The sequence below is a fragment of the Microvirgula curvata genome, from assembly GCF_054781615.1.
This window is the reverse complement of record NZ_BAAGUB010000028.1, coordinates 17,124-33,554: the sequence shown is the minus strand read 5'-3', so window position 1 is coordinate 33,554 and position 16,431 is coordinate 17,124. Positions and strand designations below refer to the sequence as shown.

At 62.9% G+C, this 16,431-nt stretch carries 19 protein-coding genes; 5 read left to right on the top strand and 14 right to left on the bottom strand.

The genetic code is table 11. The features are described 5' to 3' along the window. Nucleotides 1–32 precede the first annotated feature (32 nt). From hemL to ACYVG8_RS11165, 5 genes are all read right to left on the bottom strand, one after another. Nucleotides 33–1,310, bottom strand: coding sequence for a glutamate-1-semialdehyde 2,1-aminomutase (gene hemL, locus ACYVG8_RS11185; RefSeq protein WP_028498700.1), 1,278 nt, complete (start codon nucleotides 1,308–1,310; stop codon nucleotides 33–35). 43 nt (nucleotides 1,311–1,353) lie between these two features. Then, nucleotides 1,354–1,845, bottom strand: coding sequence for a CYTH domain-containing protein (locus ACYVG8_RS11180; RefSeq protein WP_028498701.1), 492 nt, complete (start codon nucleotides 1,843–1,845; stop codon nucleotides 1,354–1,356). A gap of 22 nt (nucleotides 1,846–1,867) precedes the next feature. Next, nucleotides 1,868–2,284 carry a CopD family protein gene (locus ACYVG8_RS11175; protein WP_028498702.1) on the bottom strand — a complete coding sequence of 139 codons (417 nt, stop codon included), beginning with the start codon at nucleotides 2,282–2,284 and terminating at the stop codon, nucleotides 1,868–1,870. A 67-nt stretch (nucleotides 2,285–2,351) separates the two neighbouring features. Beyond that, a complete protein-coding gene (locus tag ACYVG8_RS11170; protein ID WP_028498703.1) occupies nucleotides 2,352–3,161 on the bottom strand; it encodes a M48 family metallopeptidase in 810 nt (269 codons plus the stop codon). A gap of 21 nt (nucleotides 3,162–3,182) precedes the next feature. Beyond that, the gene (locus ACYVG8_RS11165; protein ID WP_460745821.1) at nucleotides 3,183–3,347 is read right to left on the bottom strand and encodes a rubredoxin; all 165 of its coding nucleotides are present in this window, start codon (nucleotides 3,345–3,347) and stop codon (nucleotides 3,183–3,185) included. 82 nt (nucleotides 3,348–3,429) lie between these two features. On the opposite strand from ACYVG8_RS11165, the gene thiD reads away from it, so the two are divergent. Continuing rightward, nucleotides 3,430–4,215, top strand: coding sequence for a bifunctional hydroxymethylpyrimidine kinase/phosphomethylpyrimidine kinase (gene thiD / locus ACYVG8_RS11160; protein WP_036385506.1), 786 nt, complete (start codon nucleotides 3,430–3,432; stop codon nucleotides 4,213–4,215). Between the two features lie 48 nt (nucleotides 4,216–4,263). Here the strand turns inward: thiD and waaA are convergent, their stop codons facing one another. From waaA to ACYVG8_RS11135, 5 genes are all read right to left on the bottom strand, one after another. Beyond that, on the bottom strand, nucleotides 4,264–5,538 hold the full coding sequence (gene waaA / locus ACYVG8_RS11155; RefSeq protein WP_460745819.1) for a lipid IV(A) 3-deoxy-D-manno-octulosonic acid transferase: 1,275 nt from the start codon (nucleotides 5,536–5,538) through the stop codon (nucleotides 4,264–4,266). Further along, entirely contained in the window at nucleotides 5,535–6,494 is a 960-nt protein-coding gene (gene waaC / locus ACYVG8_RS11150; RefSeq protein ID WP_460745817.1) for a lipopolysaccharide heptosyltransferase I, read from the bottom strand. Before waaC ends, waaA begins: the two co-directional genes overlap by 4 nt. Before the next feature lie 705 nt (nucleotides 6,495–7,199). Further along, on the bottom strand, nucleotides 7,200–7,895 hold the full coding sequence (gene ung, locus ACYVG8_RS11145) for a uracil-DNA glycosylase (RefSeq protein ID WP_460745815.1): 696 nt from the start codon (nucleotides 7,893–7,895) through the stop codon (nucleotides 7,200–7,202). Nucleotides 7,896–8,042: 147 nt separating this feature from the next. After that, nucleotides 8,043–8,366, bottom strand: a complete 324-nt coding sequence (locus tag ACYVG8_RS11140) for a rhodanese-like domain-containing protein (protein ID WP_028498709.1) — start codon at nucleotides 8,364–8,366, stop codon at nucleotides 8,043–8,045. Then, nucleotides 8,366–9,019 (bottom strand): protein-L-isoaspartate O-methyltransferase family protein, encoded by a 654-nt coding sequence (locus ACYVG8_RS11135; RefSeq protein WP_028498710.1) that lies wholly within the window; start codon nucleotides 9,017–9,019, stop codon nucleotides 8,366–8,368. The genes ACYVG8_RS11140 and ACYVG8_RS11135 overlap by 1 nt, the downstream gene beginning before the upstream one ends. 442 nt (nucleotides 9,020–9,461) lie before the next feature. Here ACYVG8_RS11135 and pyrB point away from each other — a divergent pair, with 442 nt between their 5' ends. Both pyrB and pyrI read left to right on the top strand, forming a co-directional pair. Then, nucleotides 9,462–10,388 carry an aspartate carbamoyltransferase gene (pyrB, locus tag ACYVG8_RS11130; RefSeq protein ID WP_028498711.1) on the top strand — a complete coding sequence of 309 codons (927 nt, stop codon included), beginning with the start codon at nucleotides 9,462–9,464 and terminating at the stop codon, nucleotides 10,386–10,388. Between the two features lie 26 nt (nucleotides 10,389–10,414). Beyond that, complete coding sequence (pyrI, locus tag ACYVG8_RS11125; protein WP_036385572.1) at nucleotides 10,415–10,882, top strand: aspartate carbamoyltransferase regulatory subunit; 468 nt, start codon at nucleotides 10,415–10,417, stop codon at nucleotides 10,880–10,882. A 68-nt stretch (nucleotides 10,883–10,950) separates the two neighbouring features. On the opposite strand, the gene ACYVG8_RS11120 is transcribed toward pyrI, so the two are convergent. After that, the gene (locus ACYVG8_RS11120) at nucleotides 10,951–11,745 is read right to left on the bottom strand and encodes an inositol monophosphatase family protein (RefSeq protein ID WP_028498713.1); all 795 of its coding nucleotides are present in this window, start codon (nucleotides 11,743–11,745) and stop codon (nucleotides 10,951–10,953) included. Nucleotides 11,746–11,864: 119 nt separating this feature from the next. Here ACYVG8_RS11120 and ACYVG8_RS11115 point away from each other — a divergent pair, with 119 nt between their 5' ends. Then, nucleotides 11,865–12,590, top strand: a complete 726-nt coding sequence (locus ACYVG8_RS11115) for a 16S rRNA (uracil(1498)-N(3))-methyltransferase (RefSeq protein WP_112692019.1) — start codon at nucleotides 11,865–11,867, stop codon at nucleotides 12,588–12,590. A gap of 5 nt (nucleotides 12,591–12,595) precedes the next feature. Here ACYVG8_RS11115 and ACYVG8_RS11110 read toward each other — a convergent pair whose 3' ends face one another. The 3 genes from ACYVG8_RS11110 to hslV form a co-directional block, all read right to left on the bottom strand. Further along, nucleotides 12,596–13,051 carry a hypothetical protein gene (locus ACYVG8_RS11110; RefSeq protein WP_051528736.1) on the bottom strand — a complete coding sequence of 152 codons (456 nt, stop codon included), beginning with the start codon at nucleotides 13,049–13,051 and terminating at the stop codon, nucleotides 12,596–12,598. 605 nt (nucleotides 13,052–13,656) lie between these two features. Then, on the bottom strand, nucleotides 13,657–14,997 hold the full coding sequence (gene hslU / locus ACYVG8_RS11105; protein WP_028498716.1) for an ATP-dependent protease ATPase subunit HslU: 1,341 nt from the start codon (nucleotides 14,995–14,997) through the stop codon (nucleotides 13,657–13,659). Nucleotides 14,998–15,008: 11 nt separating this feature from the next. Further along, nucleotides 15,009–15,542: an ATP-dependent protease subunit HslV gene (gene hslV / locus ACYVG8_RS11100; RefSeq protein WP_028498717.1), complete on the bottom strand. Its 534-nt coding sequence runs from the start codon at nucleotides 15,540–15,542 to the stop codon at nucleotides 15,009–15,011. 198 nt (nucleotides 15,543–15,740) lie between these two features. Between hslV and ACYVG8_RS11095 the strand changes: the two genes are divergently transcribed. Next, complete coding sequence (locus tag ACYVG8_RS11095) at nucleotides 15,741–16,424, top strand: energy transducer TonB (protein WP_159075944.1); 684 nt, start codon at nucleotides 15,741–15,743, stop codon at nucleotides 16,422–16,424. Nucleotides 16,425–16,431: the final 7 nt, after the last annotated feature.

Genomic DNA, 16,431 nt, shown 5'->3' with positions numbered 1-16,431 from the left:
AATGCTCGCGGGATTTTTCTTGCACGCCACTCTTACAGTTGGGCGAACGCCTTGCGCGCGGCATCGACCGTCGCGGCGATATCGGCCTCGCTGTGCGCGGCGGACACGAAGCCCGCCTCGTAGGCCGACGGCGCCAGATGGACGCCGGCATCCAGCATCAGGTGGAAGAAGCGGTTGAAGCGGTCGCGATCGCTGGCGGTCACTTCGGCATAGCAGGTCGGTACCTTGTCGCCGAAGTACAGACCGAACATGCCGCCGACGCTGTCGGCCGAGAACGGCACGCCGGCATCGCGCGCTGCCGACACCAGCCCTTCGACCAGCGACGCCGCCTTGCGACCCAGCGCGTCGTGGAAACCCGGCGCCTGGATCAGCCGCAGTGTGGTCAGACCGGCGGCCACCGCCACCGGGTTGCCGGACAGCGTACCGGCCTGATACACGCCGCCCAGCGGCGAGATGCAGCTCATGATGTCGGCCCGGCCACCAAACGCGCCGATCGGCATGCCGCCACCGACGATCTTGCCCAGCGTGGTCAGATCGGGACGGATGCCGTGCAGTTGCTGCGCGCCGCCGAGCGCGACGCGGAAGCCGGTCATCACTTCGTCGTAGATCAGCACCGCACCGTGGGCGGTGCACAGCTCGCGCAGGGTGCGGACAAAGGCATCACTCGGCCGGATCAGGTTCATGTTGCCGGCGAACGGCTCGATGATCACGCAGGCAATCTGCTCGCCCATGGCGGCAAACGTCTCGCTCAGCTCATCGACATTGTTGTACTCGAGCACCAGGGTATGACGGGTGAAGTCGGCCGGCACACCGGCCGACGACGGATTGCCGAAGGTCAGCAGGCCGGAACCGGCCTTGACCAGCAGCGAATCGGAATGACCGTGATAACAGCCCTCGAACTTGATGATCTTGTCACGACCGGTAAAACCGCGCGCCAGGCGGATCGCGCTCATGGTCGCTTCGGTGCCGGAACTGACCAGGCGCACCTGCTCGATCGACGGCACCAGTCTGGCGATTTCCTCGGCGATATCAATTTCCGCCTCGGTCGGCGCCCCGAACGACAGCCCGTTGACGGCAGCCTGCTGCACGGCGGCGATCACCTCCGGGTGGGCGTGGCCGACAATGGCCGGGCCCCAGGAGCCGATGAAATCGATATAGCGCTTGCCATCCGCGTCCCAGATCGCCGAGCCCTCGGCGCGTTCGATAAAGCGCGGCGTACCGCCGACGCTGCCGAACGCGCGTACCGGCGAATTCACGCCACCGGGAATGGTTTTCTTGGCACGTTCGAAAAGTTGTTCGCTGCGGGTCATGACTATCCTTGCAGGGTGATGCCGGTTTCAAGCCAACCGGCGGTCAGTCGAGAATGCGGGCCCGTTCTTCCGCGCTCCAGCCCGCGTATGCGTGGCCGGCCAGATGGGCATTGGTGTAGCGGGGATCGCGGGTCACTTCCGCACCCAGCCAGTCGGGACGATCGAACGGCGTGTCTTCATCCGGCAGTTCGATCTCGGCCAGCACCAGACCGCTATTGTCGCCGAAAAACTCGTCGACCTCCCACACCCGTCCGTCCCGCTCGATACGGGTACGGTTTTTTTCGATCTTCAGCGCGCACATCACGTCGAGCATGGTTTCGGCATCGGCCAGCGGCACCGGGTACTCGAACTCGTAGCGCGACACGAAGCTGATCTTGCTCTTCAGTGTCAGCCACGCCTGGTCACCAATCACCCGCACGCGCACGGTCCGCTCCGGCTCCACGCACATGAAGCCCTGGCGCAGACGCCGGGTTTCGCCCTGGCCGCGCCAGCCATCCGCCGTCACCAGAAAGCGGCGTTCGATTTCCATTCCCATATCAGTTCCTTTGTCCGACCGCTCAGAACGGCTTGACTACGACCAGCAGGATACAGGCCAGCAGCACCAGCACCGGCACCTCGTTGAATACGCGATACCACTTGTGGCTGCGCGCATTCCGCCCGGCCACGAAGTCGGCCAGCAGCTTGCGACAGTAGCCGTGGTACGCGACCAGACCGGCCACCAGCGTCAGCTTGGCATGCAGCCAGCCACCACTGAAACCGAAGCCGAGCCACAGCCACAGGCCGAACGCCAGCGCCAGCACACCGAGCGGGGTCATGAAGCGGTACAGCTTGCCGGACATCAGCAGCAGCCGGTCGCGTTCGCGCCCGTCTTCGGCCATCGCCAGATTGACGAACAGACGTGGCAGGTAAAACAGCCCGGCGAACCAGGAGACCACGAAAAAAAGGTGAAACGCCTTGACGTACAGATAGGTCATGCAAAGGGCTCCGGGTGCCGGAAAAAATAAAACGGGGTTTCACGTGAAACACTGATCAGACCGATCGCTATTTGCGTCGTGCCGCCTCGTACAGCGGCTGCACATTCGGCAATTGCGCGCTGATCGACTCGATGCGCTGACCGGCATTCGGATGGGTGGACAGGAAACCGGGGCCGCCGCTCTGGCCGGCCATCTGCATTTTCTTCCACACGCTGACCGCCGCACGCGGGTCGTAGCCGGCACGGGCCATCAGTTCCAGACCGACGGTGTCCGCTTCGCTTTCCATATTGCGGCTGTACGGCAGGCCAAACGCCAGATCGGCCGCGCTGTTCGCCAGCCCGAGCTGGTTGCTGTTCAGCCCGCCGATAATGCCGAGCAGGCCGACGCCGAGTTGCTGCATCTGCGCCTGGCTGGCCTTTTCGCGCGAGTGTTCACGCAGTGCATGGGCAATCTCGTGGCCGATGACCGCCGCCAGTTCGTCGTCCGTCAGCGACAGCTTCTGCGCCAGACCGGAATACACGGCAATCTTGCCACCGGCCATTGCATAGGCATTCATCTCCGGCGACTGCACCACATTCACTTCCCAGCGCCACTGGGCGGCATCCGGGCGGAAGTAGGGCGTCTGCGCAATCAGCCGCTTGCTGATCGCCCGCACGCGCCGGGTCAGCGCCGCATTGCTGTTCAGCACCCCCTGGCCACGCGCTGCGGCCATCTGCTGCTGATAGGCCTGGGCCGACGCCTGGTTCACTTCCTGCTCGGACACCAGCATGGTCTGCTTGCGGGTCACCCCTACCATGCCGGGCGCCGTGGTGCTGATCTGCTGGCAACCTGCCGTCAGCAGCGCGAGCAGCACCCATGACAGCATGCGTCTAGTCATCTTGCCGTCTCCCGTCGCAGATCAGAACTGGACCATCTCGAAGTCTTCCTTGCGCGCACCGCAGTCCGGGCAGGTCCAGTTGGGCGGTACATCGTCCCAGTGCGTGCCGGGCGCGATGCCGTCTTCTGGCCGGCCGGCGGCCTCGTCATAGATAAATCCACAGATCAGGCACATCCAGGTATTCATGGTCAGTCACTCATACGGGCTTAGAATAGCGATTGTATCGACAACCAACCGACCCGGCACCGTGACGCATCACCCCGTGATAATGACTTTCTCCGCCTTCGATCCTTCCGGACTGACCGGGATTACCGCAGACGCCCTGACCCTGTCCGCCTTCGGCTGTCATCCGGTGGCCGTGCCGACCGTCCAGTTATCAGCGGATTCCGAGCGCCAGCACGATGCCGTGCCGGCCGATGCGGAGCTGATCAACGACCAGGCCCGCACCGTGCTGGAGGACATGCCGGTCTCGGCCTTCGTCATCGGCATGCTGGCGGATGCGGAAACGGTCAGCGTGCTGGCGGAAATCGTCAGCGACTACGCCAATGTGCCGCTGGTGCTGGCACCGGCCTGGTCCGGGCATCAGGAAGACAGCGAAGACGATCTGGTGTCCGCCTGTGCCGATCTGCTGATTCCGCAGTCCGACATCCTGGTCGTGTCATCGCTGCTGGCCAGCCGCTTCGGCGATGGTGACGAGGGAGAAGGCGACAGCGACAACATGGCCGATGCCGCCACGCTCGGCCGCGCGCTGTCCGCACTCGGCGCCGAACACACGCTGCTGACCGGTGCCCAGGCGCCGACGCGCCAGATCATCAACCATCTGTATCACAAGGAAGCGCTGCTGCGCCGTGACAGCTGGCCGCGTCGCGCCGGCGTGGTCCGCGGAGCCAATGAACTTCTGGCGGCCAGCATAGCCGCCTGTCTGGCACAGGGCATGCCGATGACCGATGCCGTCGGCCACGCCCAGCAGTATCTGCAGCAGGCGCTCGACCATGCCTATCGCCCGGGCATGGGGTCGCTGATGCCGGGCAGACCACCGGTCAATCAGGGCTGAACATGCCAAACATATAAACATTGGCCAAATAAATTCATATGGCCTGTTTTATATGCCTTGCCTGATCAACTGTCCTTCCAGGTGGCCGGCGATCCAGTCGACGATGCGCTGGCTGGCTCCGCGATGCTCCCCGGCAAATGCCAGCCCGGCCTGGCCCATGTCATGCCGGCGACCGGCATCGGCCAGCAGGGCGCCCAGTCCGGACCAGACTGCCGCCGCATCCCCGACCTGACGCGCCGCACCGGCAGCGAAAGCGGCCTGGCTGGCGGCGGCAAAATTGAATGTCGACGGCCCGATCAACACCGGGCAGCCGACCGTGGCCGGCTCGATCAGGTTCTGTCCCCCCAGCGGCAGCAGGCTGCCGCCGACAAACGCGGCATCAGCCAACGAATACCAGCCGAACAGTTCTCCCATCGAATCACCAAGCCACACCCGGGTGGTGGCGGCAACCGGCACCATGTCGCTGCGGCGCTGGAATGCAATCCCGCGCTCGGCCAGCAGCGTGGCCACGGCATCGAAGCGCTGCGGATGACGCGGCACCAGCACGACCACTGCCGGAAAATCCTCAGGCAACGCATCCAGCAGCAAGGCTTCCTCGCCCTCGCGGGTACTGGCCAGCACCACGACCGGACGCGGCCCGGCCAGCGCGCGCAACGCCGACACCTGGGCCTCGACGCCGTCCGGTGGCGAACAATCGAATTTGGTATTGCCGAGCACCTCGACCCGCAGAGCGCCCAGCGCACGCAAGCGCTCGGCATCCGCTTCGCTCTGGGCAGCAATGCCGGTCAGCGCCGCCAGTGCCGGCGCGATCAGTGCCCGGATGCGCGCATAGCCACGGGCCGATTTCTCCGACAGGCGCGCATTGGCCAGAAACAGCGGCACCCGCCGTTCATGGCAGGCGTGGATCAGATTCGGCCACAGTTCGGTTTCCATCAGCACACCGAAGCGCGGCGCCAGCCGTTCAACAAAATGCGCAGCATTGGCTGCCGTGTCGTACGGCAGGTAGCTGACCGTCGCCCGGTCGGCAAACAGCTGCAAGGCCGTTTCGCGGCCGGTGGGCGTCATCTGGGTCATGACCAGTGGCAGGGTATCGAAGCGCCGGCCGAGCGCCTCGACCAGCGGCGCCGCGGCGCGGGTTTCCCCGACTGAAACGGCATGCAGCCAGATGCCGCCCTGCGGCAGGGGCGGCGCATTCTGTTCGAAACGTTCGTCCCAGTGTTCGAGATAGGCCGGTTGCCGGCGTGCCCGCCGTCGCAGATAGACCCGCGCCAGAGGCAGCAGCGCCCGGGTCAGCAGCCGATAGGCGCCCAGCGCCGCACTCATGCGCGGCACTCCGCCAGCACGGCCAGCACCGCCCCGACATCCGGACACTGACCGATACCGCCGATATTGCGCGAACGCGACGTTTCGACCACCCCGGTCCGCAAGGGATCGGTATCGGTATAGATCGCCACCAGCGGCACGTCGACGGCATTGGCCAGGTGGGTCAGCCCGGTATCGACGCCCACTACCGCCTGTGCGTGCGCAAGCAGTGCCGCCGCGACATCGAGCCGCTCACGCGGCGCAACCAGCGCGCCCGGGATCAGGGCGGCCAGCCGCTGCGCGCGCTGCTGCTCGGCGGCATTCCCCCACGGCAACACGCACTGCAGGCCGTCACGGGCCGTCAGCGTGCTTCCCAGCGCCACCCACGACGCCTCCGGCCACAGCTTGCTGTCCCTGGAGGTCGCCGTCAGCAGCACGGCATAGCGCGCCGGACACCAGTCCGGCGCCGGGCCGGTGTGAACGCCAAAATTGCATTGCGCCAGATCCGGCTCGTAACCGAAGACCTGGCCGAACAGCAGACGGTTGCGATCCACCGCATTGCGTTCCCAGGACACGGAATAGCGCTTGTCGTAGAACAGGCTCGCCATCGGCTCGCGAATGCTGGCCCGGTCATAGCCGGCCATCGGTGCATCCCGGACCAGCTTGCCGAACAGCACACTTTTCATCAGCCCCTGACTGTCCAGCACCAGATCGTAGTGCGACGAACGCAGCGTCGTCCTTACCGCCCGCAATTCGCGCCAGGTGCCGGTGGAAAACAGCGCCTTGCGCCAGCGGCGCATGGCTATCGGGACCACCCCGGCAACGGCGGGGTGCAGACGGGCGATATCGGCAAAGCTTTCCTCGACCAGCCAGTCGATGGCCATGGCAGGAAAGCGTCGCGCCAGATCAGTGACGGCCGGCAGGGTATGCACCAGATCCCCCATCGACGAAGTGCGTATCAGTAGAAGTCGACTCATGGCCGGCATTGTATTCGTCCCGGACCGATTCCGGCATGTGGACAAAGCGACCGGCAACCGCTTCCGCACCTGTGGGTAAAGACGGATATCCACTGACACCCAAAACTGTCCACAAGTGGATAACTGCCTCCGGCCATTTCGCCCACATGTTTACAACTCTCCCAAGGCCATGAATTTGCAGTGGAAAAAGAGTTATCAACAGGGCAGGAGTCACTACATCAGTATCATCAGTTTATATTTGGACAAACAAGAATGTGAACCGGGCACAAACGAAAAGCCGTGCAGACAACAATGCACAGGCTGGCGGACACAACTGGCGCAAGGCTGTGCATAAGGGTCACCGCTATCCACAGGGTGAAAACAATCCACAGACGGGCAACAGCAAACCCGTAGCCAGTCCATCCGGTTTCCATGAACGGCAAGCATTTGTTCTGCAATAAAAAAACCGTGTTATCCACAGAACAGGGCGCCCTTCATCCATTTCTTTAATAACTATCTGTAAAAAAGAATAAGAAAAGCAGGCAAGCAGAAACCCGGCATCCAGGCAGTGGAAAAAAAAGCGGATTACGTAACGAAAAAACGCAGCCAGCCAGAAGCGGGGATTGCCGGAAAACAGAAAAAGCGTGACAAATCAAAGACCTTGCCGTCGTCTAATATATTCAACGCACGGCAGTGCACGTCACTTGTGGATAAACAGTCCCGGATTCACTCCGGCAAATGCCAGTCGATCGGAACGCAGCCCTGTTCGCGCAAGTAGTCGTTGATGCGGGAAAAGTGTCCACAACCGAAGAAACCCCGGTAGGCAGACAGCGGTGACGGGTGCGGGCCCTGCAACACCAGATGGCGCGGATTGGTCAGCCTGGCATGCTTGTTCTGGGCGTCCTTGCCCCACAGTACGAACACGCGCGGACTGTCTTCGGCGGCAAGCAGATCGATCAGGTCGTCGGTAATGACCTGCCAGCCGAGTTCACGATGGCTGCCAGCACGGTTTGCCGCCACGGTGAGCACGCCGTTCAGCAGCAGCACACCCTGACGGGTCCAGGCCGCCAGATCGCCGTGAAGGGGCGTTGCCGTGCCGGTATCGCGCAGGAGTTCCTTGTAGATATTGCGCAGCGATGGTGGAACGCGGATGCCGCGCCTGACCGAGAACGCCAGCCCGCAGGCTTCGCCGTCGCCGTGGTACGGGTCCTGGCCGAGAATGACCACCCGCACCCCGGACGGCGGGGTGTCGCGCAGTGCATTAAAAATATCCACAGGCTGTGGATAGATCTGTTCGCCGGCTGCTGCGCGCTCGCTCAGCTGGTGGTCGATACGGGCCAGAATGTCAGGCCTGAGGCGGCTTTGCCAGTCGGGATGGACGCGGGACAGGGCAGGGGCGAGCAAGGGCAGGGACTTGTGCATGAAGGTGTGGACGGCTGTGTGGACAACGTGAATTGTCCCTTGTCCGCCCCGGTGCCGTCGAGCGTGCTTTTGCCCATGACATGGCGCGACCGGGACGAAAAAATGGACATCCGGGGATGTCCATTTGGCAGCCTGTTGCGTGAACGGTCAGTAACGGGGCATCGACGGTTCGATCTGGTCCGCCCAGGCCGCGACGCCGCCTGCCAGACTCAGCGGTTCGCTGAAACCGGCGTGCTCGAGCCAGGCTGCAACATGGAAGCTGCGCACGCCGTGGTGGCAGATGGCGACGATGGGCCGGTCGTCGGGCAGCTCTGACTGCCGTGACGGGATCAGGTTCATCGGGATGTTGACACTGTCGGCCAGCCGGCAGATGGCAACTTCGGCCGGTTCGCGCACATCGAGCAGAAACGGCGCATCACGCGCCGGATCGGCCAGCCAGGCGGACAGGTCGTGCGGCGAGATTTCCCGCATCAGAATACGAAGCGTTCCGGTTCGGTGATCTGGAACAGCGGGTCGATCACGGTATCGAACAGGGTTTCCTCACGGTACTGGCCACCAGCGTCGCGAACGACGCGGATGGCGCGCATCACCGGTTCGTCACCGATGGTGGCGAACAGGCGGCCGCCAGGGGCCAGCTGTGCCTTCAGTGCTTCCGGCAGCACCGGCAGCGAGCCGCCGATAACGATGACGTTGTACGGGGCGTGGGCCGTGTTGCCCTCGCTGCCGTTGGCCACTTCGAGCGTTACGTTGCGGATGTCGGCGCGGGCCAGGTTGGCCTGGGCGATCTCGATCGCCTGCGCCGAAATATCCAGCGAATAGACGTGACGGGCGCTGCGCGCGAGCAGTGCGGTCAGATAGCCGGTGCCGGTACCGACTTCGAGCACGACGTCAGTGGGCTGGATGTCCATTTCCTGCACGATGCGCGCCTCGACTTTCGGCTGCAGCATCTTGCCGCCGGTCGGCAGCGGGAGCTCCATGTCGACGAAGGCAAGCGAATGGTTGCCGGCGGGCACGAAATCCTCGCGCTTAACTTCGGCGAGCAGATCGAGAACACGTTGATCGAGAACGTCCCACGGACGGATCTGTTGTTCGATCATGTAGAAGCGGGCTTTTTCGAAATCCATGGAGGGCTCCGGTTCAGACTGGATGGCGGTATCCGGCGGGTGAGCGTCAAGCTTCCCCCGGAAAGGGGTAGACAAACCTTGGAATTATTCCACATGCGACCGGGATCGCCCATCCTGGGGCGGCGAAATGTGCTCAAGGTGGTATAAATAATTCTGTGCGACGTTGTTTTGCCTGAAAGCGACGTCAGCAAACAGCCGTTCGTCGGACCCCTTTTCCCGGCGTGGCTCCCGGACGTATAATTTCGCGATTTTTTTCGGGACAGATGATGTACGTCGTAGCCAGCAGCTTTACTCATGCGAATGTCGCGCTGAAATGCGTCGACAGCGGCGACATTTTTCAGTTTCGCGAAATCAGGAATCCGATTTTTTAAAAGCCCCAATGATTTGGGGCTTTTTTTTCGGCCGCTCGTCACGGGGCGGCCGTGCTGCAAGGAAGGAAAGCATGAAGAATACGCTCTATCAAAAGCACATCATCTCCATCTCGGACCTGTCCCGCGAGGAGCTCGAACTGGTCGTTCATGTCGCCGGCGAGCTGAAGCGCGAGCCGCGCCATGACCTGCTGAAAAACAAGGTGGTGGCCAGCTGCTTCTTCGAGGCTTCGACCCGCACCCGGCTGTCGTTCGAAACCGCCGTTCACCGCCTCGGGGGCTCGGTGATCGGTTTCGCCGACGGCGGCAACACATCGCTGGCCAAGAAGGGCGAGACGCTGGCCGACTCGGTGAAGATCATCACCTCGTATGTCGATGCCTATGTGATGCGTCACCCGCAGGAAGGGGCGGCCCGCCTGGCGTCGATGTTCTCCAATGGCAAGCCGGTCATCAACGGTGGCGACGGCTCGAACCAGCATCCGACCCAGACGCTGCTCGACCTGTTCTCGATCTACGAAACCCAGGGCACGCTGGACGGCCTGAAGGTGGCTTTCGTCGGCGATCTGAAGTACGGCCGCACCGTGCATTCGCTGGCCCAGGCGCTGACCCACTTCGGTTGCCGTTTCTACTTCATTGCCCCGAAGCCGCTGGCCATGCCGGAGTACATCTGCGAAGAGCTGGATGAAAAGGGCATCGAATACAGCCTGCATCAGAATATCGAGGAAGTGCTGCCGGAACTCGACGTGCTGTACATGACCCGGGTGCAGAAGGAACGCTTCGACGAAACCGAATTCAAGCACATGAAGTCAAAGTTCGTGCTGAACACCGATACGCTGAAGGGCGCCCGCGACAATCTGCGCATCCTGCACCCGCTGCCGCGCGTCGATGAAATTTCGATCGATGTCGACGATACGCCGTACGCGTACTACTTCCAGCAGGCCGAAAACGGTGTCTACGCCCGTGAAGCGCTGCTGGCGCTGGTACTGAACGAAACGCTGTGATGGGCCGGAAAGAAGGATTGAGCAAGATGGAAAAGATTGATTACACGCTGAAAGTCGAAGCACTGAAGGACGGCACCGCCATCGACCATATCACCGCCGGCCAGGGGGTGAAGATCCTGCGCATGTTCAAGCTGATGGAATCGGGCGAACGGCTGTATGTCGGTCTGAACCTGCCCAGCCGTCGCCTGGGCAAGAAGGACCTGATCAAGATCGAGAACGTGCTGCTGACGCCGTCGCAGGCCAACCAGCTGGCACTGTTCGCGCCGGATGCAACGGTGAACGTGATCCGCAACTTCGAAGTGGCCGAGAAGTACACGCTGGATCTGCCGGAGCTGATCGAGGGCGTCTTTGCCTGCCCGAACTCGAACTGCATTTCGCACAACGAACCGGTCAAGAGCGTGTTTCACGTGCGTCGCGCCAAGGATGGCAGCACCAAGATGCGCTGCCAGTACTGCGAGAAATCGTTCAGCCAGGATATCGTGGCCGAGCTGTAATCGGTTGCAAATGCAGGCTGATGGAAAAAGCGCCCCCCGGGGCGCTTTTTGTTTCACGTGAAACAGGATTACTGGTTCAGGCGGATCCAGTGCTTCCATGGTTCGAAGAAACGCGGGTCCAGTGCGGCGATGGCGGTCCGGTGCCATAGCTGACTGGACCAGTAGTCATCGCTCTCTATGGTGGCGGAGCGGCCGCCGGCTTCTTCCAGAATCAGTGCGCCGGCCGCGTAATCCCACAGGCGCTGGCCGCCATGCAGGTACAGGTCATAGCGGCCGCTGGCCAGATTGCACCAGTCCAGCGTCGACGAGCCGAGATTGCGCAGACTGCCGAATGGCGCGGTGGCCAGCAGCCGGTTCGACAGCCGGCCACTTTTCAGATACTTGATCTCCACCGCGGCAATGGTGTCGGTGAAATGCTCGGGAGATGGCTTCAGCGGCAGGCGGACGCCGTTCAGGTAGGCACCGCCGCCCCGCTCGGCATAGAACATCTCGTCGGCCACCGGGTTGTAGATCACGCCGAGTTCACTGCGGCCATTGACCATCCAGGCTACCGAAATGGCGAAATACGGCAGGCCGTGAATGAAATTGGTGGTGCCGTCGATCGGATCGACCACCCAGATACCGGCATCGCCGGCCTTGTCCCACAGGGCCGCCTGCTCACACGGCGTCATTTCCTCGCCGAGCACCGGCGCGGCGATAATGTCGGGCAGTGCCCTGGCCAGTGCTTCCTGGGTAGCGAGATCGGCTTCGGTAAACGGGGTTCCGTCATGCTTTCGCGTAGCGGACACGCGCAGGAAACGCGGCATGACCTCTGTCTGCGCAATTTCGCGCAACAGATGGATGACCTGGTCGACAGCCTGCATTGTCATTATTCTCCACGGCTACACCGACTCGGCATTGTCAGCGCTCAACTGGCAAAATACCGGCTTGCCGATGGCCGTGTCAAAGCACGGACCCAATGAATTCGCCCCCAGAGGTATGCATGCCCCGTTTTTTCATCCCCGAGACGCTTCCGCAAGCCGGTGAATACGCATTGCCGGACGATGTGGTCAGACACGTACAGGTACTGCGCATGCGCGCCGATGACGAGATGAGGCTGTTTGACGGCAGCGGGGGCGAGGTCAGGGCCATCCTGCGTGACCTCGGCAAGCGACATGCGCGGGTCGAACTCGGCGAGCGGCTGGCAATCAACCGCGAGTCGCCGCTGACCCTGTGTCTGGCGCAGGGCGTTTCCACCGGTGAACGCATGGATTTCACGCTGCAGAAAGGCGTGGAGCTGGGTATCAGCGTGTTTCAGCCGTTAGTGACTGAGCGCGCAGTGCTGAGACTGGGCGGGGAACGCGCCGGGCGCAAGACCGAACGCTGGCGCGATATCGTGCAGGCGGCCTGTGAACAGTGCGGCCGCAATACCATCCCGGAAGTACTGCCGTCGATGAGCCTGGATGCCTTCCTGCAGCAGTCGCTGGAGGCATCGCACCGGCTGCTGCTGTCGCCGGTCGGCAACCGGCGGCTGGCCGACTATGCGCCGCCGCAGGGCAAGGTCTGGCTGATGGCCGGTCCCGAGGGCGGGCTCAGCGATGGTGAGGAGCAGGCTGCCTTTGCCCGGGGCTGGACGCCACTGGCGCTCGGGCCACGGGTGCTGCGTACCGAAACCGCGGCACTGGCCGCGGCGGCTGCGCTGCAGACGGTCTGGGGCGACCTTGGCTGACCGGTTCAGGCCGGCCGTTGTGCCGCGCTGTAGATCAGGCGGTCGTTGAACAGCACTTCGCCGGGGCGCAGCGGTTCGTGGATGCCCTTGGGTGCCGTGCGGACGAAATGCAGTGTGGTGCCGTCAACACTGATCCAGGCCGGGATCGGTTCGCCGTCGAACTGTCCCAGTGCCTCGGGTGACAGTGTTGCGCTGTCGCGGTCGACGGATGGTGAACGTGGCGGTTCCGGTGCGCGCTGTGCTTCTTCCTCGTATTGCCAGTCGCGGGAACGGGTTCGCGGCACCTCGGTCCTGGCTGTCGACAGCCACCAGCGCAGCACCCAGCCGGGCAGCAGAACCCGATGGACTTTCTTGTCCTCGGTAATGACGCAGGAAATGGCGAACTCGGCATCGCATGCCGGGCAGCGCGCCTTGGCCGCAATCACTATCCGGTTCTGGATCACGGCCGCGACGCCGTGCATGTGATCTGCGGTGACCAGTTCATTGCATCGTACGCAGTGCTTGGCAAAGCGGCTGATGCTCTGGCCATTCCTGAACGCCAAAGGCAGAAAATGAGACAGTCGATTGGGTTTGGGCATGGGCCTGATACTTGGAAGCTCGGATTCATCTTAACAAAGACATTGCTTTGCCGGCGGAAATTTCCCCATATTATCCACAGGGGAGTCAGTCATCGTGGCTGGCGGGCATGGCCTGCGCCTGGCCGGACGAAATCCGCGCCAGTGGCGGGATTGCACCGGATACGGCGGAATGCCGGTGGGGTTTTCGCGGCAATCCGGCCGAGCGTTGCTAAAGTTATCCACCATCTTATCCCCCGCCAGGCAGGCTGGCTGGCCACGGGCAGCCAGGTTTTCCCCGGGCATGCGGCAAACCGGGCCAGCGCGGCCTGAACCGGCCCGGACCGGGCTGCAATCCGGGCTGAAATTTTTGCGGCAGGCTTTGCCGGCAAGGCGAAAAGACAAAGCCATTCTGTGCGATTTGTAATAAATATTATGAGATACGTGCGTAATATCATTGTCAAAAAAAGGGCCGGCATTCGCGCCGGCCCTTTCTGCTGCAGACTGTCCGGTCACAGAATGTAGCGGGCCAGGTCCTCGCGCCGGGCAATGCCTTCCAGCTTTGCGTTCACATAGTCGGCATCGATGGAGACCGGACCGGTCTTCGCATCGAACGACAGCTCTTCAAGCAGCTTTTCCAGCACGGTATGCAGACGGCGCGCACCGATGTTCTCGGTTTTCTCGTTGACCTGATAGGCAATCTCGGCCAGACGGCGGATCCCTTCGTCAGTGAACGACAGCTCGGTGCCCTCGGTGGCCAGCAGCGCCTGGTACTGACGGGTCAGGCAGGCATCGGTTGCGGTCAGGATCTGCTCGAAGTCCTCGACCGACAATGCCGACAGCTCGACCCGGATCGGCAGACGGCCCTGCAGCTCCGGCAGCAGGTCGGACGGCTTGGACAGATGGAAGGCACCCGATGCAATGAACAGGATGTGATCGGTCTTGATCATCCCGTACTTGGTGCTGACCGTGGTGCCTTCGACCAGCGGCAGCAGATCGCGCTGCACGCCGGCCCGTGACACGTCGGCGCCGCTGGTGCCTTCTCCGCGTGCGGTGACCTTGTCGATCTCGTCGATGAACACGATGCCGTTCTGCTCGACATTGCGGACTGCCGCCGCCTTGATGTCCTCGTCATTGACCAGCTTGGCGGCTTCCTCATCCGTGACCAGCTTCAGCGCTTCCTTGATCTTCAGCTTCTGCGGCTTTTTCTTGCCGGCGCCGATATTGGCGAACATGCCCTGGATCTGGCTGGTCAGGTCTTCCATGCCCGGCGGCGCGAAGATCTGGGTTTCGGGGCCATTGACGGCGATCTCGATCTCGATTTCCTTGTCGTCGAGCTTGCCCTCGCGCAGCATCTTGCGGAATTTCTGCCGGGTGTCGTTGTCATGGCGCTCGACCGGGGCCGTGTTTTCGCCACTGAAGCCGGGCTGACGCGGCGGCGGGATCAGCGCATCGAGGATGCGGTCCTCGGCCGCGTCTTCGGCACGGTAGCGGTTGCGATGGACCGCCTCGTCACGCGCCTGCTTGATCGCGGCTTCGGCCAGATCGCGGATGATGGTCTCGACGTCGCGGCCGACATAGCCGACCTCGGTGAACTTGGTGGCTTCGACCTTGATGAACGGCGCATTGGCCAGCCGTGCCAGCCGGCGGGCAATCTCGGTCTTGCCGACACCGGTCGGCCCGATCATCAGGATGTTCTTCGGCGTGATCTCGCTGCGCAGCGGCTCTTCGACCTGCTGGCGACGCCAGCGGTTGCGCAGGGCGATGGCCACCGCTTTCTTGGCGGCTCCCTGGCCGACAATATGCTTGTCGAGTTCGTGGACGATTTCCTGCGGGGTCATCTGGGAGGACATAACAATCTTTCCTACAGTGTTTCGATCACGTGGTTCTGGTTGGTGTAGATGCAGATGTCGCCGGCAATGGCCAGCGCCTTCTTCACCACCTCGGCCGGCGGCAGCTCGGTGTTCTCGTACAGGGCGCGCGCGGCAGCCTGGGCATAGGCGCCCCCGGAGCCGATTGCGGCGATGCCCTGTTCCGGTTCGAGCACGTCGCCGTTGCCGGTAATGACCAGCGTGCGTTCCTTGTCGGCCACGATCAGCATGGCTTCCAGCCGGCGCAACGCGCGATCCGAGCGCCAGTCCTTGGCCAGTTCGATGGCGGAGACGAGCAGGTTGCCCTGGTATTTCTGCAGCTTGGCCTCGAAGCGCTCGATCAGCGTGAATGCGTCAGCGGTACCGCCGGCGAATCCGGCCAGGACCGAGTCGTTGTGCAGCCTGCGAACCTTGCGCGCGGTGGCCTTGATAACGATGTTGCCGAGGGTGACCTGGCCGTCGCCGCCCAGGGCGACAAGATCGCCGCGGCGCACCGAAACGATGGTGGTGCCGTCGAACTGTTGCATGGAATGACCTTGATAAGAAAAAGGGGAATGGCGCGCGACACGGGGTCGGGCCGGGTTCCCCTGCATATGAAGCCGCCGGGCCGGATTGCAAGCGGGGGGGCGGGCGACAGCGGGGCCGTCCGTCATGCGGAAAACGAGTGAGAAAGCTTCTTATTTCTATTGAACATGAGATAAGTTCTCATTAAGATGATGTCCGCCATGAATCGCAAGACAGAAACTTCCACGCTCCTGATCGCCGTCGGCCTGCACGTCGTATTGCTGGCAGCCGTCGCCAAGCCGGTCGAACACACGACGCTGACCGCGCCGCGCATCGACTATGTCAGCCTCGCGCCGATCACCGAGGAAGCCCCCGCGCCTGCCGCCGCCGCGCCGGCTGCGCCCAGGAGCGAGCCGACGCCGGTCAAGCCGCAACCGGTCGTCAAGCGCGAGCCGCGCCCGGTGCCCAGGGTGGCGGACAAGTCGCCGGTAATCCCGGTGCCGACAGAAAAGGCCGCGCCGTCCACGGCGTCGGCGGCCAGTGATGCTTCCCCTGACAGGACGGCGTCGAGCGACTCGCACAGCGACAGTCGCAGCGGCGCCGAACGCAGTGAATCGACGGCGGAAGTCGCGCCGTCCTTCAATGCCGCCTATTTGTCCAACCCCCGGCCGTCCTACCCGCCGATCTCGCGGGAAATGGGCGAGCAGGGAACCGTCATGCTGCGCGTTGAAGTCAGTGCCGAGGGCGCGCCTGTCGCCGTCAAGCTGCACAAGTCCAGCGGTTTCGGCCGTCTTGACCGCGCGGCGCTGGATGCCGTGCAGCGCTGGCGCTTCGTGCCGGCCAAGCGCGGCAGCACTGCCGTTGCCGGCAGCGTGCTGGTTCCCATGAAGTTCAATTTGACCTAAGGATGTC

What these genes read in the sequence shown, in the direction of transcription:
- hemL (WP_028498700.1), bottom strand. Translation starts at nt 1,310, where the DNA reads ATGACCCGCAGCGAACAACTTTTCGAACGTGCCAAGAAAACCATTCCC.
- ACYVG8_RS11180 (WP_028498701.1), bottom strand. Translation starts at nt 1,845, where the DNA reads ATGGGAATGGAAATCGAACGCCGCTTTCTGGTGACGGCGGATGGCTGG.
- ACYVG8_RS11175 (WP_028498702.1), bottom strand. Translation starts at nt 2,284, where the DNA reads ATGACCTATCTGTACGTCAAGGCGTTTCACCTTTTTTTCGTGGTCTCC.
- ACYVG8_RS11170 (WP_028498703.1), bottom strand. Translation starts at nt 3,161, where the DNA reads ATGACTAGACGCATGCTGTCATGGGTGCTGCTCGCGCTGCTGACGGCA.
- ACYVG8_RS11165 (WP_460745821.1), bottom strand. Translation starts at nt 3,347, where the DNA reads ATGAATACCTGGATGTGCCTGATCTGTGGATTTATCTATGACGAGGCC.
- thiD (WP_036385506.1), top strand. Translation starts at nt 3,430, where the DNA reads ATGACTTTCTCCGCCTTCGATCCTTCCGGACTGACCGGGATTACCGCA.
- waaA (WP_460745819.1), bottom strand. Translation starts at nt 5,538, where the DNA reads ATGAGTGCGGCGCTGGGCGCCTATCGGCTGCTGACCCGGGCGCTGCTG.
- waaC (WP_460745817.1), bottom strand. Translation starts at nt 6,494, where the DNA reads ATGAGTCGACTTCTACTGATACGCACTTCGTCGATGGGGGATCTGGTG.
- ung (WP_460745815.1), bottom strand. Translation starts at nt 7,895, where the DNA reads ATGCACAAGTCCCTGCCCTTGCTCGCCCCTGCCCTGTCCCGCGTCCAT.
- ACYVG8_RS11140 (WP_028498709.1), bottom strand. Translation starts at nt 8,366, where the DNA reads ATGCGGGAAATCTCGCCGCACGACCTGTCCGCCTGGCTGGCCGATCCG.
- ACYVG8_RS11135 (WP_028498710.1), bottom strand. Translation starts at nt 9,019, where the DNA reads ATGGATTTCGAAAAAGCCCGCTTCTACATGATCGAACAACAGATCCGT.
- pyrB (WP_028498711.1), top strand. Translation starts at nt 9,462, where the DNA reads ATGAAGAATACGCTCTATCAAAAGCACATCATCTCCATCTCGGACCTG.
- pyrI (WP_036385572.1), top strand. Translation starts at nt 10,415, where the DNA reads ATGGAAAAGATTGATTACACGCTGAAAGTCGAAGCACTGAAGGACGGC.
- ACYVG8_RS11120 (WP_028498713.1), bottom strand. Translation starts at nt 11,745, where the DNA reads ATGCAGGCTGTCGACCAGGTCATCCATCTGTTGCGCGAAATTGCGCAG.
- ACYVG8_RS11115 (WP_112692019.1), top strand. Translation starts at nt 11,865, where the DNA reads ATGCCCCGTTTTTTCATCCCCGAGACGCTTCCGCAAGCCGGTGAATAC.
- ACYVG8_RS11110 (WP_051528736.1), bottom strand. Translation starts at nt 13,051, where the DNA reads ATGCACGGCGTCGCGGCCGTGATCCAGAACCGGATAGTGATTGCGGCC.
- hslU (WP_028498716.1), bottom strand. Translation starts at nt 14,997, where the DNA reads ATGTCCTCCCAGATGACCCCGCAGGAAATCGTCCACGAACTCGACAAG.
- hslV (WP_028498717.1), bottom strand. Translation starts at nt 15,542, where the DNA reads ATGCAACAGTTCGACGGCACCACCATCGTTTCGGTGCGCCGCGGCGAT.
- ACYVG8_RS11095 (WP_159075944.1), top strand. Translation starts at nt 15,741, where the DNA reads ATGAATCGCAAGACAGAAACTTCCACGCTCCTGATCGCCGTCGGCCTG.